Here is a 23,717-nt window from a genome sequence, read left to right as displayed (position 1 = left end):
AGCTTTAATTGAATACTAGAATAAGGCAAGATTAAGAAAACAAAGTATTAACACAAAAGCAATTGTTACGAACAGCATTATTTTGTTGTAAACAGCAACAGTAACGAAACAAACGATAACATTAAATAAAACAGTATAGCTGTTGATTAAGATTTTGTTATACATTTATGCAAAAAGAAAAATCATTCAACTCATTATTTTTAATTTCCCCTCTGAGCTGTTTTACCATTGTATATATTACATGAGTTCCAAATCCCATAGGTTTCTCATGTATTGGCATGATACCATTATCATTAAAAGACACCCTTAGCAAACCCTTCTTTTCAAGATTAAGACCTATATGAATATCTAAATCCCCAGAATCTGGATTAGCATGCTTTAAAGAATTAGTCATTAACTCATTAATAATCAAACCTATTGGAACGAGCTTTTCGAGATTCAAATGCATATCAGAAATAGACAAATTATAATTGCTTCCTATTCGATAATCATTTGAGTAAATAATATTCTCACATAATTCTGCAATATATTTAGAAACTTCAAGTTCCTCAAAATCGTCATCTAAATACATCAGATTATGGCAAGCTGATATTGTATGAATTCTGTTAATTAATTCATCTTCAGAGAATGTATCAAAATTTAGCTCTATTAAACTAATAATCAGTTGTAAATTGTTTTTTACTCTATGATGTAGCTCTCTCATCAAGAAATTGGTTTGAACTATTGACTTATTAAGTTTTTTGTTGGCTCTTAATAAACGTGTTTTCTGAATTTGTATTTTTCTATTCAACTTCCTAGTTTTATGCATAAAAAACCATGTAATTAATAAGACTATTACTACAATGCTGGATACAATAATTAACAAGGTTATCCAGTATTTTTGTTTTTCAATATTCAATTCTCGATCCTTAATAATCACGGAATACTTCGCTTTCTCATATTTTTGTGAAATTTTTTGAATAATAAGATTGTCCTGAACACGACTCTGTTTTTGACGTTTATAAGCTTCAGCATAATAAACATTTGCAGAATCAATTTGTTTCATTTTCTCAAATACACGTGCTTTATAAAACAAAGAATAACCATTCCTAAATAACCTTGAATCACTCGGTAGTATTTGATCTTTTTTATTAAAATAGTGTAATGCACTATCTTGCATATTGATACGAGAATAAATTTTGGCGATATTAATATAGTTCCCCGCTTCTTCTTCTAATCTTTTTATACGATGGTTTGCTTTTGCTGCAAGCTCTAACAAAGAAATAGCTTTTTTATATTTTTTTCTTCGAGACGCAATAAAAGCACTTGCCATATATAGATCAGGCAAATTAATCGTGTCATTGTATTCCTGTGCTAATAAAAGACCTTTTTGATTTGCGATATATGCAGAGTCTGTTTCGAAAAAAACACGATAAACAGATCCTAATCTAAGATAATATAATGAAAGTAATTCTTCTTCCAACTTATATTCTTTAATCAATTTCCAAGCAATATTTAGATAGTCTTTGGCTTCTTTTTCCAATACCATTTTTTCGTTAATCAATGACATCAGTATATAAACCCTTATCAATAGTTTAGGATTTTCTTTGGGAACAATGTCGGATTTTAAATCAATAAGGATATCTAGAGCATTAACATAGCTTCTGTTCGACGCCTCTAACACCTTAGCTTTTTTAAATAATATATGGTGAGCTATAGATTTATTTTGTTTAGGAATTATATCTAAACAAAGATTATAATACTTGACTGCACTATCAACCTCTAAAGCATTGTTATAATAATCTCCTTTTACTTCCAAATTGGTCCAGCTAAATTTCTTTTGTCCAAATATTTGAAAACAACCCATTCTAAACAGCAAAAACAGCAAAACCATTCTGAGTGTAAAGTTTTCAAAAATAGCAACATAAGTCATTCAAGGGTTTTTACGAGTAAGTTTTATTATATAATTAGCAATAATATAGATATATTTTTATTAATTGATAATGAAACTTCCATTTATAAAACAAATCCATCTATTTGTGCTATTAGTAACAAAAACATACCGCTCAGAACAAAGGACCCGCTTTTAAATACTAATTTCAATTTTTGCTTATAAGTTTGCTCAAGAGTTTTGTACATACACGAGTGCGAGTTAATTGTATATTCCTAATATTTGAATATTTTGAAACATGGATTCTCTTTATTCGAAAATCGATGTTAGTGTGTAGTGTAATTTTATATTCTCTTGATAAGATTGATTATCAGAGTGATTAGATAAAACCAATCACTCTGTTTCAATTCAAAGAAAAAAAGAACTAAAAATCTACGTTTTATGTCGTTCTGAACATAAACTGACCGTTTACAACATTCTCAATTTATTTTTATGATTTTGTCTATAGTTTTGTTTCAAACTTTAGATAAGGTAAATATGGATTATAAAGAAATACATATGGGCAAGCACCTCAAAATTATCTCTGAAGAAAAAGGGCTATCCTTATCAAGGGCTTGTTCTTTTCTGAATTGTAGTAAAGATGATATACATACAATGTATCAACAGTCCTCGTTAGATTCTTCTATTTTATTGAGGTGGTGCAAATTACTTGACTATAACTTTTTTATGATTTATCATACACATTTACAAATGTTCACTCCAAGTGCAGCAACTACCAAAATAGCGAGTAAACCTAAAAACCAAGAAATCCAGAAGTCATACAGCTTCAAAAAAAATCTTTATAGTCCAGAAATAATCAAATGGATTTTGGAGCAGATAGAATCCAAAAAAATGAGTGTTTCTCAAATCATTGATCGATATTCAATACCAAGAACTACTATCTATAGATGGAAAAAGAAATATGCCAAATGAATCGAATTAACTATAAAGCACTGTATTTGGACTTTCTGAATGATAAGGCAATAGACATTCCAAGCCCAATAAGAGCTTCTTTGATTAAGTCAATTAATACTATTGAAAAGGGAGAAATTTCTTTAAAACAGATTCGAGAACTTAATGAAATAATTAAGAAATCCATCAAACCGAAAAGTAGTAATTCAGGAATAAAGGTTCAAAATAGCTATGACAAAGATTTTATAAAGTATATTCTGGAAAATCAAAAAGAATATGGGTACTCTAATAGGGAAGTAGCAAATATTTATAAAATGAGTAGAAATACAATTGCTAACTGGAAGAGAATTTTCCAGGAAGGATATTAGTGTATTTTCAGCGTGATTAAAGGTGATGGTTTAGTGAATGAGGGACTTCAAATATCGTATTTGATTTCCCTTTTTTTATATAAATAAATCTTAATGTCATTGAGAACAGGATTCTGTCGTTTATAACATTTTCAACTTCTTATAAGAACCAAAATTGTACTTTTACGCTGTTCTTGTTCTGGTATGAAAAATAATACTTATTCCGAACAAAGGTTGTGTTTACTCAAAAATAGCACCAGTTCTTTTTTTTAGTTAATGGATACTCACCAAAAATTATTGCTTTTTTTGATATGAATTTGTTCTAAAACATTTATCTAAAAAGAACTCTTTTTTTAATAAACCAAAAATGATTTTAGTTTATTACACATGCTTTTGTTCGGATTATTTTAAATAAGATTTCCCTTCTTATATTTAGATAACTAATCATATACAATCTACATAAGTATTTAAGCCACAGCCATATTACTTTTACTCTATAAATAGTGAATAGACAATAATTTTCAAACTCTTATCGTATCATTTTCCTAGTTTTTCAAACTGAAATATCAAAAAATCGATAACCCTAGTTTAGATTCTTGTGTGCATTTCAAAATTATCATTCAAAACACTGTCGTTCAGAACAAATTCTGTGTGTATAGAACAAAAAACATTCTCATGAATCTTTGTATCGTGAAGTTTGTAATCAAAAAAAAAACTCTTTTATGAAAAATAAATCAATGTTAGGTATTGCCTTTATACTACTTATTCTAACAGTCACATCTTTTTCTAGTTTCGCTCAAATCGGTATTGGAACAACGATTCCTGATCAATCGGCCACTTTAGAATTATCCTCAAGTACTCAAGGGTTCTTGATGCCTAGGTTGACTTATAGTCAAATTGACGATATTATAAATCCTGCAGAAGGATTGATGGTCTACAGTATAGATGAAAATTGTTTATGTACTTATAATTCGAATATCTGGGTGAATTTATGTACTAATATTGAAGTTTACAACCTACCTACAAAACAGAAAAAAATAATTACCCCCAATGGAATAGGGAGTTCATATTTTGGTACAACCGTTAGTTTGAGTGATGACGGAAAAAACGGAGTAGTTGGTGCATATTTAGACGATTCAAGTATGGGTGCTGTTTACGTTTACTCCATAAACGACAGTGTCTGGACAGAAGATCAAAAAATAGTACCTACGAATAATATTGGAGTAAGTAACTTTGGTTATGCTACCAAAATGAGTCCTGATGGTACAAAAATTGCCGTAGGTGCATTTTCCGATGATAACAGTATAGGAGCAGTATATATCTATTCATTAAATGGATCAAATGTTTGGGTAGAAGATCAAAAAATTGTTCCAACTAATGGAATTGGTACAGGTCAATTTGGAGGTTCTGTAGATTTCAATGCAGATGGATCGAAAATTATTGCAAGTTCTTTATCTGATAACGGCAGTATAGGCGCTGTATATGTTTATTCGTTAGATGGATCTAATGTTTGGGTACAAGATCAAAAGATTATTCCTACAAATGGTATTGGCAATGGTCTATTTGGCCTTGCTATGGCACTAAATGCAGATGGAACACGTTTTATTGTGAGTGCATATCTTGATAATTCGGACATTGGAGCGGTTTACGTGTTTTCACTAAATGGATCCAACGTTTGGGTGCAAGATCAAAAGATAATTCCAACTAACAATGTTGGAGCAGGAAAATTTGGTAGATCAATTGCCTTAAATTCCGATGGGACCACACTTAGTGTAGGCTCATACACTGATAATAATAGCATTGGAGCAGTTTATATATATTCTTTAAATGGATCTAATGTTTGGGTACAAAATCAAAAAATTATTCCTACAAATGCTATCGGAGCAAGTGAATTTGGTACCTCTTTAGATTTTAGTAATGATGGGTCTAGAATGATTATTGGTGCACCGATAGATAATTCAAAAATAGGAGCTGCTTACCTTTACTCTCTAAATAGCAATAATAATTGGGTAGAACACAAAAAAATAACGCCGGATAATCATATTGGGATCAACGATTTTGGGTTTTCAGTGAGCTTTCATTCAGTAGGAACTCAAGCCATAGTAGGAGCTCCGAGAGATAACAGTGATTTAGGAGCCGTTTATTTGATTTACTGATACACTCTTCTTCTTGCCAACTAAATAAATTTCATTTTTAGATTACCAAGAGACTGATCCATAAAATAATATGGCAGTCTCTTTTTTTTACCCCAGAAATGGGATAAAAATCCTACAATTCCATTGCAGAACCTTAGCGGAGGGTAAAAAATTATTGAATTATCTTTAAAGCGTACAGAAAAAAGAGTCATGCTGTTATACCATTTATGGTATTATTCTTTGATCTTGCCATATTGTTTGGATAACAAAATATCAAAACAAAGAGCTTAAGGGAAATGATCAAAAACGGTGTAGGGAAATACTTTTTCAAGTTTGTAAATTAGAAAATGTAGAAATTATTAGGAATATTGTGAGTTGCTATCATATTAACATACATACAGAATATCTACTAAAATAAGGATCAGTAGCTTGGTCAAGAAATTGAAAAGACGAAGTTATTGAATAATTCAATCAGAATTCCTAACATTAACGTAAGTTCGACTTAAAAATTGAGCCACACTTCTATTTTTTAGATTTGACCCATAGGGTCGGAAAACAAGAATTATTTAAACATTTACAACAAACCTAACCCGAATCCCATTTTCTAATAAAAGTAGCAAAAAGCTTTTCCTCTTACCATGACAGATTATTAAACAAAAAAAATTGATGTGAAAAGAGATCTCACATCAATTTTTTTTAACATTATTTTTCTACTTATCAATTTTTAATACATCTCACAGAGTTTCCATTGTGACGTCCAGATTGATGTAAAAATGGTACCCCAGTTAAAGTTCTTGTAACTACTCGAGATCTTGTACCAGAGTTCACTGTAGAAGTATAATATCTAGCATAACCTCCTGGAGCACTATCTCCTCCATTTGCTCCTGCATTTGGAAAAATTAAAGAATTTACATAACCTGATAGATTAGTCATTTCTTCCACGCTAATCAATGTTGTGAATTCACTTAATGTTGGCACTCTATATCCAACAGGACAAGGATTATTCGTTCCGTTCACTCCCTGCCATAAATTTGTATTTGGAGTACTTCTCCAGTCTCCACTATTGTGCCATTGAGGAGGTGTTCCAAATGCAAGAATAAAATTACTATGACCTGGGACATCTGTTGGAGACTTGGTATATGTAACATTAGTTGGGTTCGTTAAGTTTGCTGTAGTATTTGTAGGATATGTCATAAGCTCATGACCATCTGTAAATCTACCCCATTGAATATGCGATCCATAAGCATGCCTATCCGTTACAGAGGTGGCTTGTTTAGATGGATCAAATACTGATGTCATATTTCTGTTGGCATAATTTGCCCCTAAATTGTTATTAAGCCAAATATTTCCATCTTCTGCAAGTATAGGAGCATATACAAAACGGTGTGAAGGATCACTATATCGTCTATCTGGAATTCCTCCAGCACCTTTTAGTATAATATTTCCTTTGCTCTCTCCATTTATCGAAAAGTTTAATGTAGCTATGGTATTTTCAGCATTAAATAATAGTTTTTTAATATTAAAGTTTCCATCGCCATTCACTTGTATGGTTACTGTGATTACTCCTGAAGCAGAGAAATTTCCTGCAGGATAAGTAATTCGGAAACTATTATTATCACTTTGACCAGTACCTGGATTATTGGCTACATAAGTCCCATTAAATGCCGCATAGCTTCCCACTCCTCCTGTATAAGGAACTTTAATTAAAATTTTCTTGGTTGTATTATTGATTACACCTTGGAAATTAACCTGTGGACTTCCATCCATTGTGGAAAGTATATACGCTGTTTTTGGGAAATTAAAATTGGCATTTCCAATTTGAACAGCTTGATTTTTAGTACAACTAGTAAACCCTGTCTTACTCCATGTGACATTGAGGGTTCCAGAAGCCGCTGGTGTACCTCCTAATTGGTAAGTAACTAATTGTGAGCCACCTGCTGGAATATTCACTGAAGTTGGACTAACAGAAGATACGGTCATACCTCCTACACCACTTAAACTCAAATCACCTGTAGAGAATGTCTGAGTACTACTAGCAGTACCTGTATTATTAATAGTAACCGTAAATTTGTTTGCAGCGGTTAAATTCGCTCCTTGTATATAGGTTCCCTCAATACCATTTGTATTACAATCATTAGTAACAATAGGAGCAGAAACAGTTCTATTTCCACTACAAGATAATCCACTATTGGAACATGAAGTCGTAAAATTACCTGATTGTGTAGGGGTTCCTGTAAGTTGATAAGTCACTACTTGGTTTCCTCCTGCTGCAATGTTTGCAGTGGCTGGAGAGACTGAAGCTACGGTGATTCCTCCGTTATTACCCGATAAAGAAATATCTGATGTCGCAAAGTTAAGCGTTCCGGAAGCTGCCGATCCTGTATTATTGATTCTTACACGGAAATAATGCGTATTATTTAGTGCTGAGTTTTGAGTATAATTCCCTTTAAGTCCATTGGTTCCTGTACAAACTTCGGCCAAAACTGGAATACCCGAAATAGTTCTATTTCCACTACAAGATAATCCATTATTGGACCATGAAGTCGTAAAGTTACCTGATTGCGTAGGAGTTCCTGTTAGTTGGTAAGTCACTACTTGATTTCCTCCTGCTGCAATGGTTGCAGTGGCTGGAGAAACTGAAGCTACGGTGATTCCTCCGTTATTACCAGAAAGACTTAAATCCGAGGTCGCAAAGTTAAGTGTTCCGGAAGCTGCCGATCCTGTATTATTGATTCTTACACGGAAATAGTGTGTATTGTTTAATGCAGAGTTTTGAGTATAATTCCCTTTAAGTCCATTGGTTCCTGTACAAACTTCAGCCAAAACAGGAATACCCGAAATAGTTTCACTTCCACTACAAGATAATCCACTATTGGACCATGAAGTCGTAAAATTACCTAATTGTGTAGGGGTACCAGTAAGTTGGTAAGTCACTACTTGGTTTCCTCCTGCTGGAATATTAGCTGAAGTTGGAGAGACCGAAGCTACTGTGATTCCTCCGTTATTACCAGAAAGACTTAAATCTGAGGTCGCAAAATTAAGCGCTCCACTAGAAGTAGTTCCAGCATTTTGAATGTTTATTGAATAATAGTGAGAAGCGGTTAAGGCTTGGTTTAAGACATAATTACCCGCAATTCCATTAGAATTACAGCCGTTAAAAACTGTTATATTTGGTGTGAAGCCATAACAGTTCCAATCAGGAGTAGTTGGAGTTCCTTGATTCACATCAATACACTTCTTATCCAAATTATAGATCATAAGTCCGCTTGCAGGATTTACCATATTGCTTTTTTGAGTTTCTGTAAGTCTGGGTGGTAGAAACCCTTTAGAGGTAGACTCCAACTCCAAAATGGCAGAAGGATGAGGATTGGTAGTCCCTATTCCTATTTGACTATAAGAACGGGTAGAAATTGTGAGTGTACTTATTACCGTAATTAAGTACAACCACTTACTAATGGTGCTAACTACTTTCATATTTAAACTATGTTTATTTTTTTCAAAAGTAGTTTGAAAAATGACGGTCAAAATCGTTTTTGTTCTGAACGGTATTTTTTTGTTCCAAACAACAATATCAAGTACTGAACTGAGTAATTTTCTGCAAAAACCAAATGGTAATTCCAATTTCACATTGAAAATGTGAATATATTATTAATGAAAGCTAATTTGACCTAAGGGATTAGTCTTTTATATTTTTTTTCAATATGTTAATCAAAACTCTTCCTGAGTATAACGGATCATCGTTTTTCGATACACATTGAAGATCTTGGATCTTGATACAAAACCGACGTATTTACCTTGATCGGTAATTACAATATTCCAAGCATTGGACTTTTTGAACAAATCAATCATTTCTGAGGCTTCGATATTAATATCGCATTGAGCAACTGGATCATGTACAATTTCTCGGATACTCATCTGTTCGTAAAGCTCCGTTTCAAAAAGGTATTCACGGATATCATCGAGTTGAATAATTCCTAAAAAATTGTATTCGTCATCTATTACAGGAAACATATTTCTACTCGAATTTTTTACAGCTTCCACCAAGCTTCCCAAATGGTCGTCTATATGAATCGTATAAAAATCTTTTTCTATTAATTCTCTAAAAGATATTTGATCAATTACCAATCTATCTTTTCCTCGACCGTAGCTACTACCCCGTCGAATAAGCTGTTTTTTGTAGATTGAATTTGGTTCAAAATATTTACTGATTACGAATGCCACTGCCGTTACAATCATAAGCGGAAGGAAAAGCTTATAACCACCTGTAATTTCAGCAATTAAAAAGATAGCAGTGAGTGGAGCGTGCAATAATCCCGATACTAAGCCTGCCATTCCCAAAAGGGTAAACTGGCCCGTATTGGCTTCCATTCCAAAGAAATTGAGCACTTTGGCTATCAAAAAACCGAAAGAACCTCCAATAAATAAACTGGGAGCAAAAACCCCACCTATTCCACCCATTTGTATGGTAATTGCACTGGCGATTGCCTTAAAAAGGACCATAAGTAGCATAAGGATAACAAAAACAAGGAAACCATCGGTTTCAAAAATCCAAAAATTGGCATCATTTCCACTCAATAATTGATTGATATAATCATAACCTTCTCCGTAGAGTGATGGAAAAAGGAAAATCAGAATTCCCAAAATTATACCACCCACAAGCCATTTTATCCAAAGTTTATTCCACCTGCTAAAAAACTGCTCTGTATAAAAATAAATCCTGTGATAAACTGCCGAAAAAATCCCCGTAAAAACACCCAATAGTACGATTTGGGGAAGATAACTTTGATCAAAAACCTGTCCTAAGGTATAATGAAAAGAAGTATCATTTTCCATCAAAAAATACTTAGTAAGCAAGGCCGTTGCCGAAGACAATAATAAGGGAACAATGGATGCTGTAGTAAGATCTAACATAAAAACCTCCAAAGCGAATACCACAGCTGCAATGGGTGCATTAAAAATAGCAGAAAGTGTTGCCGATGCGGCACATCCTATGAGTAAAATTTTGGCTTTATGATTTAGGTTAAATAGAATTCCTAAATTATAACCAAAAGCCGAAGCCGATTGTGCAGCAGGAGCTTCAAGCCCAACAGAACCTCCAAACCCTACCGTAAAAATGGCACCTAAAAAAGAATTAAGTCCTTGATAATGGGAAATTTTCCCTGTTTTTTTTGAAATTTTATGAAGAATTTCTGGAATCCCTTTTGGAATTTTAATTCTAAGGATTTTTTTTATGATCAAAAAACTCAAAATGACTCCAATTACGGGATAAAACAGATGAAGATAATTTCCAATATCGAAATGATGAAACGAATCTATAAATCCCTGTAATGCTTTAACAGAAACCTTGAGACTCACCGCTAGTAAACCCGAAAAAATTCCTATGAAAATACTAATTATCAGCAAAAAATTCTTGAGCGGAATATTCTTAATCCGCCAAAGATGTACTTGGAGTACTGCTTTTTTAATAGTGTTTAGCAATGGAGTTTTATTATCTTTTGTGAAAATACAAAATTATACCAAATGAATATCAAACAATCAATCAATTAAAGATACACCGATTCTTTTTTGTTCTTTATCTACCTGTATCACTTTTACTTCCAATATTTCATTTAAGCTTACATGTTCATGAACATCGCTTACAAAAGCTGCCTTTATTTTTGAAATATGAAGCAGTGCATTTTCTTTAATTCCGATGTCTAAAAAGCACCCAAAATTGGTAATATTTTTCACTTTTCCTTGAATCATTTGCCCTTCAAAAACATCGTTTATACTTTTGAATCCGTTATCAATTCCTGTATCTTTTAGCTTGGGTCTTGGGTCTCTCTGTGGCTTGAGAATGGCATTTTTAATATCAGTAAAAGTATGTTTCCCAATACCATTTTCTTCTGCTTCTTGATCAGAAATTTCGCCAATTTTTTCTCTTATTTCTTTAATATCCTCACTCCTAGTGAGCTGATAAATAGCTTGATAATTTTCTGGATGTATTCCCGTTGCGTCCAAAGGATTTTCTCCATCAAAAATTTTCATAAATGCTGCTGATTGCTCAAAAGCTTTCGTTCCTAAACCTTTTACCTCCAATAATTGTTTACGAGATTCAAAAGCTCCTAATTCACTTCTTTTTTCCACAATCTTTTGTGCCAAATTTTCATTGAGACCTGCTATTCTTTTCAATAAATATTTTGAGGCAGTATTAAGATTTACTCCTACTTCGTTTACACAAAACTCTACACAAAAACCCAGCTCTTCTTCCAGTAATTTCTGATTTACCGAATGCTGATATTGTCCTACTCCAATGGATTTTGGATCTATTTTAATGAGTTCTGCTAAAGGATCTACTAAACGCCTCGCAATAGAAACTGCTCCTCGAACGGTGACATCATAAGAAGGGAATTCTTCTCTACCCACCGAAGAGGCAGAATACACAGATGCGCCACTTTCGTTTACTTCAATGATGGGGATTTTATTATAAAGTAATTGTTTTTGAGCAAAATCTAAAGTCTCTTTTCCTGCCGTACCATCACCCACAGCAATGGCTTCAATCTTGAAGACTTCTGTAGCATGTCGAAGTTTTTTACCTGCCATTTTTCGTTTATTGATCTCATCGGAAAAAGGAAAAATAGTTTCATTATGTAATAAATCTCCATTTCGATCAATACAAACGAGTTTACAGCCGCTTCTAAAACCCGGATCAATTCCCAAAACTCGTGCTTCACCCAAAGGAGGCGTGAGTAGTAATTGTTTTAAATTTCTTGAAAAAACCTTTACGGCTTGTTCATCTGCTTGCTCTTTAGAATATTTCCAAAGCTCACGTTCTATTTTCGGACTCAGTTTTTTCTGAAAACAGGTTTTGATCTCTTTTTCTAGCCAATCTGCTTGTTCCAAATGCGACTTTAAGTATCTCTCATTAATTTTTTCGAGTAAATAGGCTTTATCATAATCCAATTTTACAGACAGTACTTTTTCTTCTTTTGCCCGTTCTAAAGCTAAGAATTGATGAGAAGCAATTCTATTTATTCGTTGAGAAAAATCGGTATAGGCACTAAAATGTTTTACCTTTTCTTCATCGGCAGTTTTCTTTAATTTGGATTGCCAAGATCCATTTCTGAGGGCATTTTGATGCACAAAATCTAGTGAATTTTGATACACAAAATGCTGTACAATTTGAGCAATTCCTTTTTCTACTGCATCCGCATCAGGAAAATCTTTACAAGTTTTACTGGCAAAAAAACTAGAGGGCTCTATAGAATTATTGCTCATCAACATCTTGGCAAATTTTTCAAAACCTGCTGTAATGGCTTTTTCTAGTATCTTTCCTTTAGCCACTTTAAAAGGTTCATAAATCCTTTCAAGCTCTGACAAATCCCAGCAAGTTTTCACTTTGGATAAGATATTTTCCTCCACTCCTATTTCTTGGAGTTTTTTAAGAATACTTTCTTTTCTATCAACCAGCTTTTCGTGTTTCTCTTTTAGTTTTTGGATTTCTAAAATGGCTATTTCATCCAAATTTCCTGTTTGATCTTTTCTGTATCTGGCAATAAAAGGAATCGTAGCGCCCCCATCTAAAAGGGTAACAACAGCCTGAATGGCGTTTTTATGATAACTGGTATTTTCTTGTATATAAGTGTTTGGTGTCATGATGCTCAGGAACTCTATTTCTCTGAATACAAAGAAACGATAAAGATCTCATTTTTGGAGTTGGGAGTAAAAATTCTGGTCCGAAGACTTCATCTATTCCACAGGGAATTCTTTATAAATTTCACGCATTTGTTTTGATAGCATTCTTCCTTCTCCGTTTTCAACTAAAAAATAGTTTGGAACTGCAAGGAGTCCCATTTCGGAAAAATGGCTATTTGATTTTATAAATTTCAAGCTGGGATACTGCGGATGATAGTCAATAAAATTTTTGATGACTGCTATATTTTCACTAGAAATTAAAATAATTTCAAAATCTGGATATTGCTGCTTAACTCTTTCAAGATCATCAAATTTATCGATGCAAATACTGCAATAAGTTCCCCAAAGCCCAATAAGATACTTCCCTGTTTTTGGAAATGTAAATGCTAGGCTATCTAGGGTAAAGTAATTATCTTTTATATCTAGATGGACTTCTTCTAGTTGATAAAATTTAGATTCTTCGTATTTGGCTGTACCATAATCGTATAAATATCCTGATACAACACCAAAAAATAAGACAAGAAATAGACTTTTAAGGAAGGAAAACTTTAACATCAGTATAAGGGTTTATATTCATAGTAATATAGTGTTCGACTTCAAGAAATAGCTCCTGTCCTATATAAAACCCAAAAAGAAAAAGCGGAATATGATACCATTTAATTCTCTTTATCATTGCTTTGATCATTTGTTTGTTTTTTTTTGAATTATACCGATTACTTGCTAAAATTACCCACTTATTTCACTGCGTTTATAACTGGCTTTTAGCAATGTATCGGCATTATACCTATGAGTAAATTAACACCATAAATGGTATTAGTTGTTTGATGTTTTTATTTACTTTTAAAAAAAACAATTGCACAGGACTATATTCTTCGATTTCAATAAAAAATCAAACAATACAAGGTTCACTATTCCCATTTGGTAATAGGGAAAGTCATCGCTACTTAAACAGTGTAGGATTAAGCAATCTACCAGAATTTACTAATTCATGACAAGCTTTTGTACAAAGTGCTTCTTCTAATACGTCTATATGCTTCATTCTATGAATATCCGTTCCTACCCAGTCTATCATTCCTTTTGAAATGAGTAGTTCTGCATTCTTTTTTGCTGGTTTAGAATAATGATTTGTTAGTGACATTAAATCTAACTGAAACTGTACTCCTCTATTTTTGAGATCCTCATATTGATCTAAGGTCATATATTCATAACGCTCAGGATGTGCCAAAACAGGTTTATATCCTTTCATTTGAGCTTGATAAACAAAATCTTTCACCCCTTTTGGTCTAAATCTAAAAGAAAGTTCAAATAGGAAATTTTGGGTATTTGGAAAGGTTCTTAACTCTTTATTTTCTAAATATTCTAATAAACGTTCATCAAAAAAATACTCTGCAGCAGCGTGGTGTTTATGCCCATGCATAGACTCTATTTTTAGCTTGTAATCTACTTCTTTGAGAGCGTTCCCGATAGTTTCGGCATTATTGGGGTAATAGTCTCCCATAATATGGGGCGTATAAACAAAATTTTCGAAACCCAAAGAAACTAGTGCTCGAATCATATCCATAGATTCTTCCACTTTTTGTGCTCCATCGTCTATTCCTGGCAAAAGATGAGAATGCACATCTGTTTTTATTGCTGAAACATCTACTTTATTTCGTTTTTTTCTGAAAAAGAAATTCATAAAAAGTATAAAAAATCTTGTTATTATCTACCTTAAAGCTGCATTGCATTACTTGCAAGATAGTAGAATAAATTTAATAAAAAAGTTCTTATCGTATATTTTTTAACGATAAAAATACAATGATATAATAATTTTGTTTTGTTAATACAGAATTATTTGAACGCAACAGGAATTTCACAAACTGGAATTGGTTTCATTTTGTGCAAATTAGAACGGTGCATTCTTTCATAAATTTTGAATACTTCCTTTTCTCTTCCACAAAAGTTATCAGCTTTTTTTCCTTCATTATAAACCTGCATAGCCCATTCTAATTCGGGATAAGAAGCGCCTATTTGATCTTCATCACTTCTTCCATCTTCCCAAAGCCCATCAGTAGGTGCAGCTTTTTGGATAGATTGTGGTACTCCTAGTTCTTTTGCCAAAGCATAGACTTCTGTTTTTGTCAAATCGGCTATTGGACTTAAATCTACACCACCATCACCATATTTTGTAAAGAACCCCACACCAAAGTCTTCTACTTTATTACCTGTTCCGGCCACAAGTTTTCCTTGACTTCCTGCCAGTGCATAAAGTGTTGTCATTCTTATTCTGGCTCTCACATTGGCAAGGTTAAGATGCGTATGTGTGTCTTCTGGCAAGCTTTTTTTTAAGGTTTCAAATGTGTTTGTTAGATCTATTCTTTGTTTCTGAATTTGAGTTCCAAATTGTTCTTCTAACCATGCAATATGTTCTTCAGAACGATCTAATTCTGCTTGAAATTGATGTATGGGCATATTTACACACACTACCTCAGCTCCTGTCAATCCACATAAAGTAGAAGTAAGAGCGGAGTCTATTCCGCCAGAAATTCCAACTACAAAGCCCTTTGTTCCACTATTTTCCTTATATTCTTTTAACCAATTAACAATATGATCAATGACTGCTTTTGTTTGCATTTTTTCCAGGATTAGGTTTTACTAAATTTATATTTTTTCTTAAAAAATTACTTTTCAAAGTTATAATAACATCATTAAAGCCCTTTTCAATGATTTTACCAAAATATTTACTTCTTCTTTTGTGTTATAAAGTGCAAAAGTGGCTCTAACTGTTCCAGAAATACCTAAACATTTCATCATAGGCTGTGCACAATGATTTCCTGTTCTTACGGCAATTCCCATTTGATCTAAAAGTGTTCCTATGTCATAGGCATGTATATCTTTATGATTAAAAGAAATGGCACCAGATCGGTTCTTTTTACTACCGTAAATTTCTATTCCCTCTATTTTTTCTAATTCTTGATAGGCGTATTGTACGAGTTCATGTTCATACTCGGCAATGGTATCCAAACCTATTTTTTCAAGATAATCGATACTTGTTTTTAAAGCAATTACATCAGCAATATTAGGCGTTCCAGCTTCTAGTTTATGAGGCAGACAAGCATAGGTTGACTGCTCCATCGTTACTATTGCAATCATTTCTCCACCTCCACGATAGGGTGGTAATTCATTCAAAAGATCAAATTTTCCATAAAGCACACCCACTCCTGTAGGTCCATAAAGTTTATGACCCGAAAAAACCATAAAGTCACAATCCATTTTTTGTACATCTATTTTTTGATGTGCCACAGATTGTGCTGCATCAATTAAAGTGTATGCTCCGTTTTCTTTGGCTATTTTTATGATTTTCTCAATGGGATTTACAACTCCCAATGAATTAGAAATGGCTGCAATGGCCACTAATTTGATTCCCTTTTTGGCTTCTTTTTCAAAAAAATCGATGTCTAAGCCTTCCTTTGTAAACGGAATACTGATGAGCTCCGCTTCCTTTTGTTCGCAAACCCATTGCCAGGGTACAATATTGGAATGATGCTCTGATTCTGCCACAAAAATTCGATCACCTTTTTGCACTTTACTTGCTCCAAAAATGGTGGAAATTATATTAATTCCATCGGTAGTTCCTGAAGTAAAAATGACTTCTTGCTCTTTTTCTGCTCCAATAAATTTCTGAACCGTTCTTCTAGCTTCTTCAAAGGCATCAGTAGCTTTTTGACTTAAATGATGTACTCCTCTATGAACATTACTATTATAGCTTGAATAGTATTGAACCAAGGCATCTATCATCACTTGAGGTTTTTGTGTAGTGGCTCCGTTATCTAGATAAATGAGGGATTTCCCATGTACTTGTTCTTCAAGTATTGGAAAATCTTTTCTTATGGTTTCGATGGGATACATATCGTCTTTTTAGTTGAGTTGGTCGGAAAGAATTTTGAGCTCTATTCTTGGTGAAATACTTCTATAAACAGTATTAAATGCCGTTTCCAAAATAGGCATATTTACTTGGTATTTTTCGTTTATAGCGTGCATACATTTTATGGCATAATACCCTTCGGCAACCATATTCATTTCCACTTGTGCAGATTTTACAGAATATCCTTGTCCTAGCATTACGCCAAAAGTTCTGTTTCTAGAAAACTTTGAATAACAAGTCACTAATAAATCTCCCAAATAAGCTGAATCATTGATATCTCTATCAATAGGATGATAAGCATCAACAAATCTTTTTATTTCCCTAATTGCATTAGAAATAAGAACGGCTTTAAAGTTATCTCCGTATCTCACACCATGGGCTATTCCTATAACAATTGCATAAACGTTTTTAAGAACAGCACTTATTTCGGTCCCATAAATATCATCAGACTCTGTGGTGGCAATAAAATTGCAACGTAATTTTTCGGCCATAAATTGGCGATGTTTTTCGTTTTCGGAAGCAATTGTGAGGTAAGAAAGACGCTCTAAGGCTACTTCTTCTGCATGGCAAGGCCCTGTAATTACACCAATATTTTCTGCTGGAACTTGATAATGTTCCATAAGATACTCACCAATAATTTGATTTGTTTCGGGTACGATTCCCTTTATTGCCGAAAAAACAATTTTATTCTTAAAACTGGCTCCACTGTTTTGTAAAGCCAAATGCAAAAAGGCTGAAGGGATGGCCAAAATAATATATTGAGCTTGATGGACAATATATCGAAGATCGGTGCTAAATTCTATTGAATCAGTATCAAAATGGGCATCGGTAAGATAGTTTGGATTTTTTCCTTCACGCTGAAAATCGTTAATATTCTCTTCTGAACGCATCCACCAAAGGATATTTTCTTGTCCTTTACTGAGTATATACGCTAGGGCTGTTGCCCAACTTCCTCCACCTACAATGGCTATTTTTTTTCTATGTTCTTGCATAAATAATAGATTCTGAACTTGAGAGAAGATTTGTTTAAACTTCCTTCGTTTTGGGGTTCAAAAAACAAAGATAAGGAATCTAAAGGCAGGCATTATTCTTTTGGAAAGAAAGTCGGGTGAGTTTTGCTACGTTTATAGTCATTGGTAAATTATACTAGAAATCGTATTATTTCTTTCGCAAAAAAAATCCAGTTTCTATGGTTAAGAAGCTGGATTTTTGTTCTGTTTATATAGATTTTTTACTCAATCTTTACTTTAATCCCTTTACCTGCAGTAATTACCATATTTTCATTGGCATTAACAGAATTATTTATTTGCCCATGGAACTCAAAAGAAATTTCATTGGTATTTGCATTATAATTGGTCAATTTAAAAGAAGCATTCCCTCCTATAGTATTGGTGTAAGGAAATTGTTCATTAGGTTTAATATAACTAATGATTGCACCATCTGCGGCTTTTAGAGTTTTCCCAATGATAGAATTAATATTATTGCCATCAATATTGGTTATTGCAACTCCTAGTACGCCATTATTTGCGGGATCTAAAGCATTTATTGTTAAGTTTTTTGCTTGTGCTTGAACAATGAATGAAGCGGATACCATAGTTGCATTCCATTTTCTTGAATTACCCCCAAAATTTCCTTCAATAGTATTTGGATCTCCTGTTGGTTCTGGATCTGGTCCTGGATCTGGTCCTGGCTCTGGGTTTGGTTTATTCACAGAACCATTTAATCCTTTATTTCCGTATGTATTTATAACAAGGTTGTCTGCCATTCCTCCATTAATACGGTCTCCGTTTGTTAGCGTTCCTTCAAAATCAAAATCGATTCTTCTGTTTAAGTAGTTCACTTGCATTTCTCCAGCTCCTAAACTAAAGAGTTTATCTCCTGCATAAAACTTAACGTTTATCACTTTTGAGTCAAACATTAAAGGGTATTCTCCAACTAAAAAATCGTGTCCTTTTACGGTTTTAAAAGCAAATTCCACCGAGTCATAAGCATCACCGATATTATAGGCAGTAATGTAAATCCCTGTATCTGTTTTTACGGATTTATAATTTTGGAAAGCACGTATTTTCCCCATATCAGTCACAGGATCTGTAGACTTTGAAAGATAATATTGGAAAAATTCTTCAGTTTCTTCTGTTACTGCATTATCACAGGATTGAAATAAAAATCCAATCATAAATAATGATAAAACACTTAAAAATAATCTTTTCATAGAAAATGGTATTGGTATTCTAGTATGTTGAGCATATTGATTCAAAAAACTCTGATACACATCAGAAAATGAATGCCTGAAGTGAGCGTATCTGTCAAGTTTAAAGTTTAATCAATCAGCTCAATTTATCAAAAATAAGGATTTCTTCTCAAATTTTCTGATCATGAGACCTTTTTATCTTAGAAATTCCAGTTTTTGAGAATATTTTCCAGATCTTTTGGAGTATCGATAGAGGGACTTTCCTCTTTGGTTATGGGAAGTTTTATTTTAAATCCATTCCACAACCAAGTGAGTTGTTCTAGAGACTCGGCTTTTTCTAATGAGGCCGTTTCTAACTGATTAATCTTTTCTAATACATTAAATCTAAAACCATAAATTCCGATATGTTTATAAAAATCCATTTGAGTAACCCATTGATCTTGTGGATAATTTCGGATATAAGGAATAGGCGATCTTGAAAAATAATGGGCAAATTCGTCTTTATCGCAAACAACTTTTACGGCATTGGGATCCAACACTTGAGCAATTCGTTCTATTTTTTTTCTTAAACTGGCTATTTGAGTTTCTGGGTTTTCAAATGCTTTAAGCACTCTTGATAATTGATTTGAACTGATAAAGGGTTCATCTCCTTGCACATTTAGAACGATGTCATTTGGTGCTAATTTTAAGTTCAAAACGGCTTTCCAAACTCTTTCTGTTCCTGTTTGTATATCGGCATCTGTAAGAATAAAGGGTATTTGCTGTTTTTCAAGATGTGTACTAATTCTTTGATCATCTGTAGCAACAAAAACTTCATCAATATCTGTGCATGAAATTACTTGCTCATAAACTCTTTGAATCATGGTTTTTCCTTTGATATCCACTAAAGGTTTTCCTGGAAAACGGGTGGAACCATATCGAGCAGGTATGATTGCTATAACTTTTTGAGTCATGAACTTGAATTATAATTTAATGTTTGCCTGAAGTACATATCGTCTTGGTGGTGCTACTCTTCCTGGACGAATGGAATATTCTGTATTGAAAACATTTTCAACTCCAAATATCATTTCTACTTCGTCTGAAAGCTCATATCCTAACCTAAAATCAACTTGCCAAGTTCCATTTTTTTCTCTTTCTCTTGCTTCTTCAATAAGTAGGTTAATGGTATTTAGATCTACGTTTGCATTGAGACCATTAAGAACGTCTTGTACATTTTTGAATTCGTCATCGGAGTTTTCGTTAAACAAATAACTCACAAAGAGTTTATCAATATTACTCATAAACGAGTTGTATCGAACATTAACCATAGGATGAATCTTTCTGTATTTCACACCTAGATCAGCTTTAAATAAATGACGGAATCGATATTTTAAAATTGAAGGATCTGTTGAAGTTACATTATAGTTTACTTCTGACCCTATTTGTCTTAATAATCCCTCAATAATCACATCAAAAAGAGCATTTGGCTCTTGATTCATTAAATCATAGAGTATTTGTTTGTTATCTGTAAAGGATGCATAGACAAAAGAAGTGTCTAAAGAAATGGGATTCATATAGGTATATCCAATATTAAAATCTATTTCCACCTCTTTACTTATCTTCCCATAACCTTTAAGATTCGCTTCAATACCTGCTATTTGTGTTTCTCCCACATTTATTTCTTTGAATCCTGCACCCAAAGCATTTAGCTTTGAATTACTTGAGTCTCCCCAAAGTCCAAAACTAAGCTCTGTCATATTATTAAACCTCATCAAAAAGGCATCTACTTCTGCTTGTAGGTTCCAGTTATCGCCTCTAAAGTTTTTCACAACTCCCAGTTCTGTAGACCATCCTCTTTCGGGCTTTAGGTCTGGATTTGAATAAAAAGAAACTTCTCCTGCATTTCTTGAGAAGAAATATTCAAAAAGTGATGGAAACCTAATGGCTTCACCCCAATTTGCTTTTATGAATAAGTCTTCATTTATTGCATAGTTTGCTCCAAGTCTAAATACAGGTTCGAGATAATTTGTATCTACCCCAGTATTGAATTCCATTCTGGCTCCTCCCACAATATTCAAATTTCCAATTCCATATTCTGCTTGTAAAAAACCTGCGGCATTTGCGGCTTGTGCATCTACGGTATATGCTTCTGAAACTCCTCTTATATAAGAACCTGCGAGTCCAAAAGTTAGGGCTATTTTATCTTTTCTCCATTGCGAATGGTAATTTCCATAATAGGTATCTGAAAAATTACTCACTGTGTCAATGTAGTTTACACGGAAAAACTGTCCATTAAGTTGATGTTTCCAGTTGGAACCGGGTTTTTGGTACTCAATAAAAGGTCTCACGGCTAGTTCGTTTGTATGAAATTCATACGTTACATCATCAAAAGAGGTTGTAGCAATAGAATCATTATGATACAAGAAAGATTCTCCTCTAAGGTTATTAATATAGGTTGCTGAAAGTCCATATCTTAAACCAATATCTTCTAGATCGTGTGCTACTTTAAAGAAAAATCGTTGTCTTTCATTGTCTACATTATTTTTGATATAACTTGTTTCTCTAAAAAAATGCCCACTTCCTGAGAGCTCCACATTACCTACTTTTTGCCCATGATAAATGGTTCCCATGTGAGACATGAGCGGTATCGTACTTTTGTTCCAATTCCAAGAATCTCTTTTATAATCATCAAACATGGCGGTTTGAAATGTAGCTTTCGTAAGTCCTTTTTTTGTAGGACGACGGGTAAATGCGTTGATGGTTCCATTTAAAGCAGAAGCACCGTACATCACACTTGAAGGTCCTTTTATCACCTCCATCTGTCTCACTGCAAGAGGTTCTATGGTGTACCATTGTATTTCAGAGTTTGCTCCTTCCATCATAGGAACTCCGTCTTGAAGAAGTAAAACTCTAGAACCCGCACCATAAGTCCAACCACTTCCTCCACGGATATTTATTTGATCTCCGATGGTATGTACACTGGGTAATTGATCAATAGAACGGAGGATATTTTCTGGTGATTTTGTTTCCAATACTTTTGGAGCAATTACATCCATTGAAACAGTAGACTCTTCGTATATATGGCTATATCTACTATCTGAAACTACCATTGTTTGAAGTACATTTGAAGCTTCTTTCATCTTGAAAACAAAAGATTTTGAGGTGTTTTTCAAACGAATCGTTGTATCGATAGTTTCCATACCTACAAAAGAAATTTCTATATGTTTATCCCCTGGAGAAGTGTTATGAGAGAAATACCCTTCTGAATTACTAACGGCAACTTCATCGTTAATGCTAATGTGAGCATTAGGGATCGGTTCATTATTAGACGCTTCTACTACACGTCCCTTCATGGTTATTTGTGCATGAGCTATGAAAATACAACTTGAAAGCATGCTCAAAAGAAGTATCAAACTTATTTTTTTACGCAACATAATGATTGAGTATTGGAAATTTTGTACAAAATAAGGTATTTTTGAATCATTAAGAACATTCTATTGGATAAAGATCTCATATATCAAGTTGGAATAACGATGATACCCACTATTGGGTGCGTTACTGCTAAACAGCTCATAGCGTACTGTGGTGGTGCAGAAGCCGTGTTTCATGAAAAAGCAAATGTTTTAGAAAAAATTCCAAATATTGGAAGAAAAACAGCCAAAGAAATTGTGAGTCAAAATGTGCTTTCTGCGGCTGAATTCGAATTGCGTTTTATGGAAGAAAATGGGATTCATCCTGTTTATTTTCAAAATGATCATTATCCTTTTAGACTCAAACAATGTTCTGACGCTCCTGTTCTACTTTATCAAAAAGGAAATTGTAATCTCAACACAAAAAAGGTGGTAAGTATTGTGGGTACTAGAGCCAGTACAGATTATGGGGAATCTTGGTGCGAAGAATTTGTAAAAAACCTTGCTCATCATGATGTGTTATTGGTCAGTGGATTGGCTTATGGAATAGATGTCTGTGCTCACCATTCTGCCATAGACCATGGTATTCCCACAGTGGGAGTTTTGGGTCATGGACTCGATACTATGTATCCTGCAAAACACCGAAAAATCGCTCAAGAAATGATAGAGAATGGAGCTATTTTATCAGAATTTGTTTCGGGTACAAAGCCAAGTAGAGAAAATTTTCCGAGAAGAAATAGGCTCGTTGCAGGTATGTGTGATGCTTTAGTAGTTGTAGAGGCCAAAAAATCTGGAGGGGCATTAATTACGGCAAAACTTGCCAATGATTATAACAGAGATGTTTTTGCTTTGCCCGGAAACCTGCATCAAAATTCTTCTGCAGGATGCAACAAACTCATAAAAAGCAATCAGGCAAACCTTATAGAATCTATTGAGGATCTTGAGTATATCATGAATTGGGAAAAAGACGACACGGGAAAACAAAACAGTGGACAACAAATGGAGTTGTTTATTAACCTTAATACCGATGAGGAAAATGTACTCAATGGAATGAGTCATCAACCAGAATCAATAGATTTGATTTCTTTGAGACTTAAAATGCCTATTTCAAAAGTAATTCAAATATTACTCACGTTGGAGCTTAAAGGTTTGATCAAAAACCTACCAGGAAATTTGTATAAAAGAATCTAATACTACTTACGGTGTTCATTTGCCAATAGGTTTTCATGGCTTACACGAGTGTGTAAATTACATCA

16 protein-coding genes are annotated in these 23,717 nt (G+C 33.6%); 4 read left to right on the top strand and 12 right to left on the bottom strand.

From position 1 onward, the window contains the following. Positions 1 to 157 precede the first annotated feature (157 nt). Positions 158 to 1,912: a sensor histidine kinase gene (locus tag N4A45_05125; GenBank protein ID MCT4664597.1), complete on the bottom strand. Its 1,755-nt coding sequence runs from the start codon at positions 1,910 to 1,912 to the stop codon at positions 158 to 160. A gap of 684 nt (positions 1,913 to 2,596) precedes the next feature. On the opposite strand from N4A45_05125, the gene N4A45_05120 reads away from it, so the two are divergent. The 3 genes from N4A45_05120 (at position 2,597) to N4A45_05110 (ending at position 5,324) form a co-directional block, all read left to right on the top strand. Then, positions 2,597 to 2,842, top strand: coding sequence for a helix-turn-helix domain-containing protein (locus tag N4A45_05120; protein MCT4664596.1), 246 nt, complete (start codon positions 2,597 to 2,599; stop codon positions 2,840 to 2,842). After that, positions 2,839 to 3,189, top strand: a complete 351-nt coding sequence (locus N4A45_05115) for a hypothetical protein (GenBank protein ID MCT4664595.1) — start codon at positions 2,839 to 2,841, stop codon at positions 3,187 to 3,189. Before N4A45_05120 ends, N4A45_05115 begins: the two co-directional genes overlap by 4 nt. 701 nt (positions 3,190 to 3,890) lie before the next feature. Then, positions 3,891 to 5,324, top strand: coding sequence for an FG-GAP repeat protein (locus N4A45_05110; protein MCT4664594.1), 1,434 nt, complete (start codon positions 3,891 to 3,893; stop codon positions 5,322 to 5,324). Between the two features lie 696 nt (positions 5,325 to 6,020). Here N4A45_05110 and N4A45_05105 read toward each other — a convergent pair. The 11 genes from N4A45_05105 to N4A45_05055 form a co-directional block, all read right to left on the bottom strand. Continuing rightward, a complete protein-coding gene (locus N4A45_05105; GenBank protein ID MCT4664593.1) occupies positions 6,021 to 8,777 on the bottom strand; it encodes a hypothetical protein in 2,757 nt (918 codons plus the stop codon). Positions 8,778 to 9,011: 234 nt separating this feature from the next. Then, a complete protein-coding gene (locus tag N4A45_05100) occupies positions 9,012 to 10,781 on the bottom strand; it encodes a chloride channel protein (protein ID MCT4664592.1) in 1,770 nt (589 codons plus the stop codon). A gap of 57 nt (positions 10,782 to 10,838) precedes the next feature. Next, on the bottom strand, positions 10,839 to 12,938 hold the full coding sequence (locus N4A45_05095; GenBank protein ID MCT4664591.1) for a helix-hairpin-helix domain-containing protein: 2,100 nt from the start codon (positions 12,936 to 12,938) through the stop codon (positions 10,839 to 10,841). A 93-nt stretch (positions 12,939 to 13,031) separates the two neighbouring features. Continuing rightward, positions 13,032 to 13,532 (bottom strand): hypothetical protein, encoded by a 501-nt coding sequence (locus N4A45_05090; GenBank protein ID MCT4664590.1) that lies wholly within the window; start codon positions 13,530 to 13,532, stop codon positions 13,032 to 13,034. A 385-nt stretch (positions 13,533 to 13,917) separates the two neighbouring features. Further along, positions 13,918 to 14,655 (bottom strand): histidinol phosphatase, encoded by a 738-nt coding sequence (locus N4A45_05085; GenBank protein MCT4664589.1) that lies wholly within the window; start codon positions 14,653 to 14,655, stop codon positions 13,918 to 13,920. A gap of 152 nt (positions 14,656 to 14,807) precedes the next feature. Then, positions 14,808 to 15,590: an NAD(+) synthase gene (gene nadE, locus N4A45_05080; protein ID MCT4664588.1), complete on the bottom strand. Its 783-nt coding sequence runs from the start codon at positions 15,588 to 15,590 to the stop codon at positions 14,808 to 14,810. A gap of 60 nt (positions 15,591 to 15,650) precedes the next feature. Next, positions 15,651 to 16,865 (bottom strand): SufS family cysteine desulfurase, encoded by a 1,215-nt coding sequence (locus N4A45_05075; protein ID MCT4664587.1) that lies wholly within the window; start codon positions 16,863 to 16,865, stop codon positions 15,651 to 15,653. 9 nt (positions 16,866 to 16,874) lie between these two features. Next, positions 16,875 to 17,873, bottom strand: a complete 999-nt coding sequence (locus tag N4A45_05070) for an NAD(P)H-dependent glycerol-3-phosphate dehydrogenase (protein MCT4664586.1) — start codon at positions 17,871 to 17,873, stop codon at positions 16,875 to 16,877. A 239-nt stretch (positions 17,874 to 18,112) separates the two neighbouring features. After that, positions 18,113 to 19,093 (bottom strand): hypothetical protein, encoded by a 981-nt coding sequence (locus N4A45_05065; protein ID MCT4664585.1) that lies wholly within the window; start codon positions 19,091 to 19,093, stop codon positions 18,113 to 18,115. Positions 19,094 to 19,272: 179 nt separating this feature from the next. Then, positions 19,273 to 20,025: a 3-deoxy-manno-octulosonate cytidylyltransferase gene (gene kdsB / locus N4A45_05060; GenBank protein ID MCT4664584.1), complete on the bottom strand. Its 753-nt coding sequence runs from the start codon at positions 20,023 to 20,025 to the stop codon at positions 19,273 to 19,275. A 9-nt stretch (positions 20,026 to 20,034) separates the two neighbouring features. Beyond that, positions 20,035 to 22,485 (bottom strand): TonB-dependent receptor, encoded by a 2,451-nt coding sequence (locus N4A45_05055; protein ID MCT4664583.1) that lies wholly within the window; start codon positions 22,483 to 22,485, stop codon positions 20,035 to 20,037. A 99-nt stretch (positions 22,486 to 22,584) separates the two neighbouring features. Between N4A45_05055 and dprA the strand changes: the two genes are divergently transcribed. Further along, entirely contained in the window at positions 22,585 to 23,652 is a 1,068-nt protein-coding gene (gene dprA, locus N4A45_05050; protein MCT4664582.1) for a DNA-processing protein DprA, read from the top strand. Positions 23,653 to 23,717 lie beyond the last annotated feature (65 nt).

It is taken from the genome of Flavobacteriales bacterium (assembly GCA_025210805.1).
Taxonomy (GTDB): domain Bacteria; phylum Bacteroidota; class Bacteroidia; order Flavobacteriales; family CAJXXR01; genus JAOAQX01.
This window is presented reverse-complemented; position numbering and strand designations above follow the sequence as displayed.

What these genes read in the sequence shown, in the direction of transcription:
- dprA (MCT4664582.1), top strand. Translation starts at nt 22,585, where the DNA reads ATGATACCCACTATTGGGTGCGTTACTGCTAAACAGCTCATAGCGTAC.
- N4A45_05065 (MCT4664585.1), bottom strand. Translation starts at nt 19,093, where the DNA reads ATGAAAAGATTATTTTTAAGTGTTTTATCATTATTTATGATTGGATTT.
- N4A45_05095 (MCT4664591.1), bottom strand. Translation starts at nt 12,938, where the DNA reads ATGACACCAAACACTTATATACAAGAAAATACCAGTTATCATAAAAAC.
- N4A45_05125 (MCT4664597.1), bottom strand. Translation starts at nt 1,912, where the DNA reads ATGACTTATGTTGCTATTTTTGAAAACTTTACACTCAGAATGGTTTTG.
- N4A45_05090 (MCT4664590.1), bottom strand. Translation starts at nt 13,532, where the DNA reads ATGTTAAAGTTTTCCTTCCTTAAAAGTCTATTTCTTGTCTTATTTTTT.
- nadE (MCT4664588.1), bottom strand. Translation starts at nt 15,590, where the DNA reads ATGCAAACAAAAGCAGTCATTGATCATATTGTTAATTGGTTAAAAGAA.
- N4A45_05115 (MCT4664595.1), top strand. Translation starts at nt 2,839, where the DNA reads ATGAATCGAATTAACTATAAAGCACTGTATTTGGACTTTCTGAATGAT.
- N4A45_05075 (MCT4664587.1), bottom strand. Translation starts at nt 16,865, where the DNA reads ATGTATCCCATCGAAACCATAAGAAAAGATTTTCCAATACTTGAAGAA.
- N4A45_05070 (MCT4664586.1), bottom strand. Translation starts at nt 17,873, where the DNA reads ATGCAAGAACATAGAAAAAAAATAGCCATTGTAGGTGGAGGAAGTTGG.
- kdsB (MCT4664584.1), bottom strand. Translation starts at nt 20,025, where the DNA reads ATGACTCAAAAAGTTATAGCAATCATACCTGCTCGATATGGTTCCACC.
- N4A45_05110 (MCT4664594.1), top strand. Translation starts at nt 3,891, where the DNA reads ATGAAAAATAAATCAATGTTAGGTATTGCCTTTATACTACTTATTCTA.
- N4A45_05105 (MCT4664593.1), bottom strand. Translation starts at nt 8,777, where the DNA reads ATGAAAGTAGTTAGCACCATTAGTAAGTGGTTGTACTTAATTACGGTA.
- N4A45_05085 (MCT4664589.1), bottom strand. Translation starts at nt 14,655, where the DNA reads ATGAATTTCTTTTTCAGAAAAAAACGAAATAAAGTAGATGTTTCAGCA.
- N4A45_05055 (MCT4664583.1), bottom strand. Translation starts at nt 22,485, where the DNA reads ATGTTGCGTAAAAAAATAAGTTTGATACTTCTTTTGAGCATGCTTTCA.
- N4A45_05120 (MCT4664596.1), top strand. Translation starts at nt 2,597, where the DNA reads ATGATTTATCATACACATTTACAAATGTTCACTCCAAGTGCAGCAACT.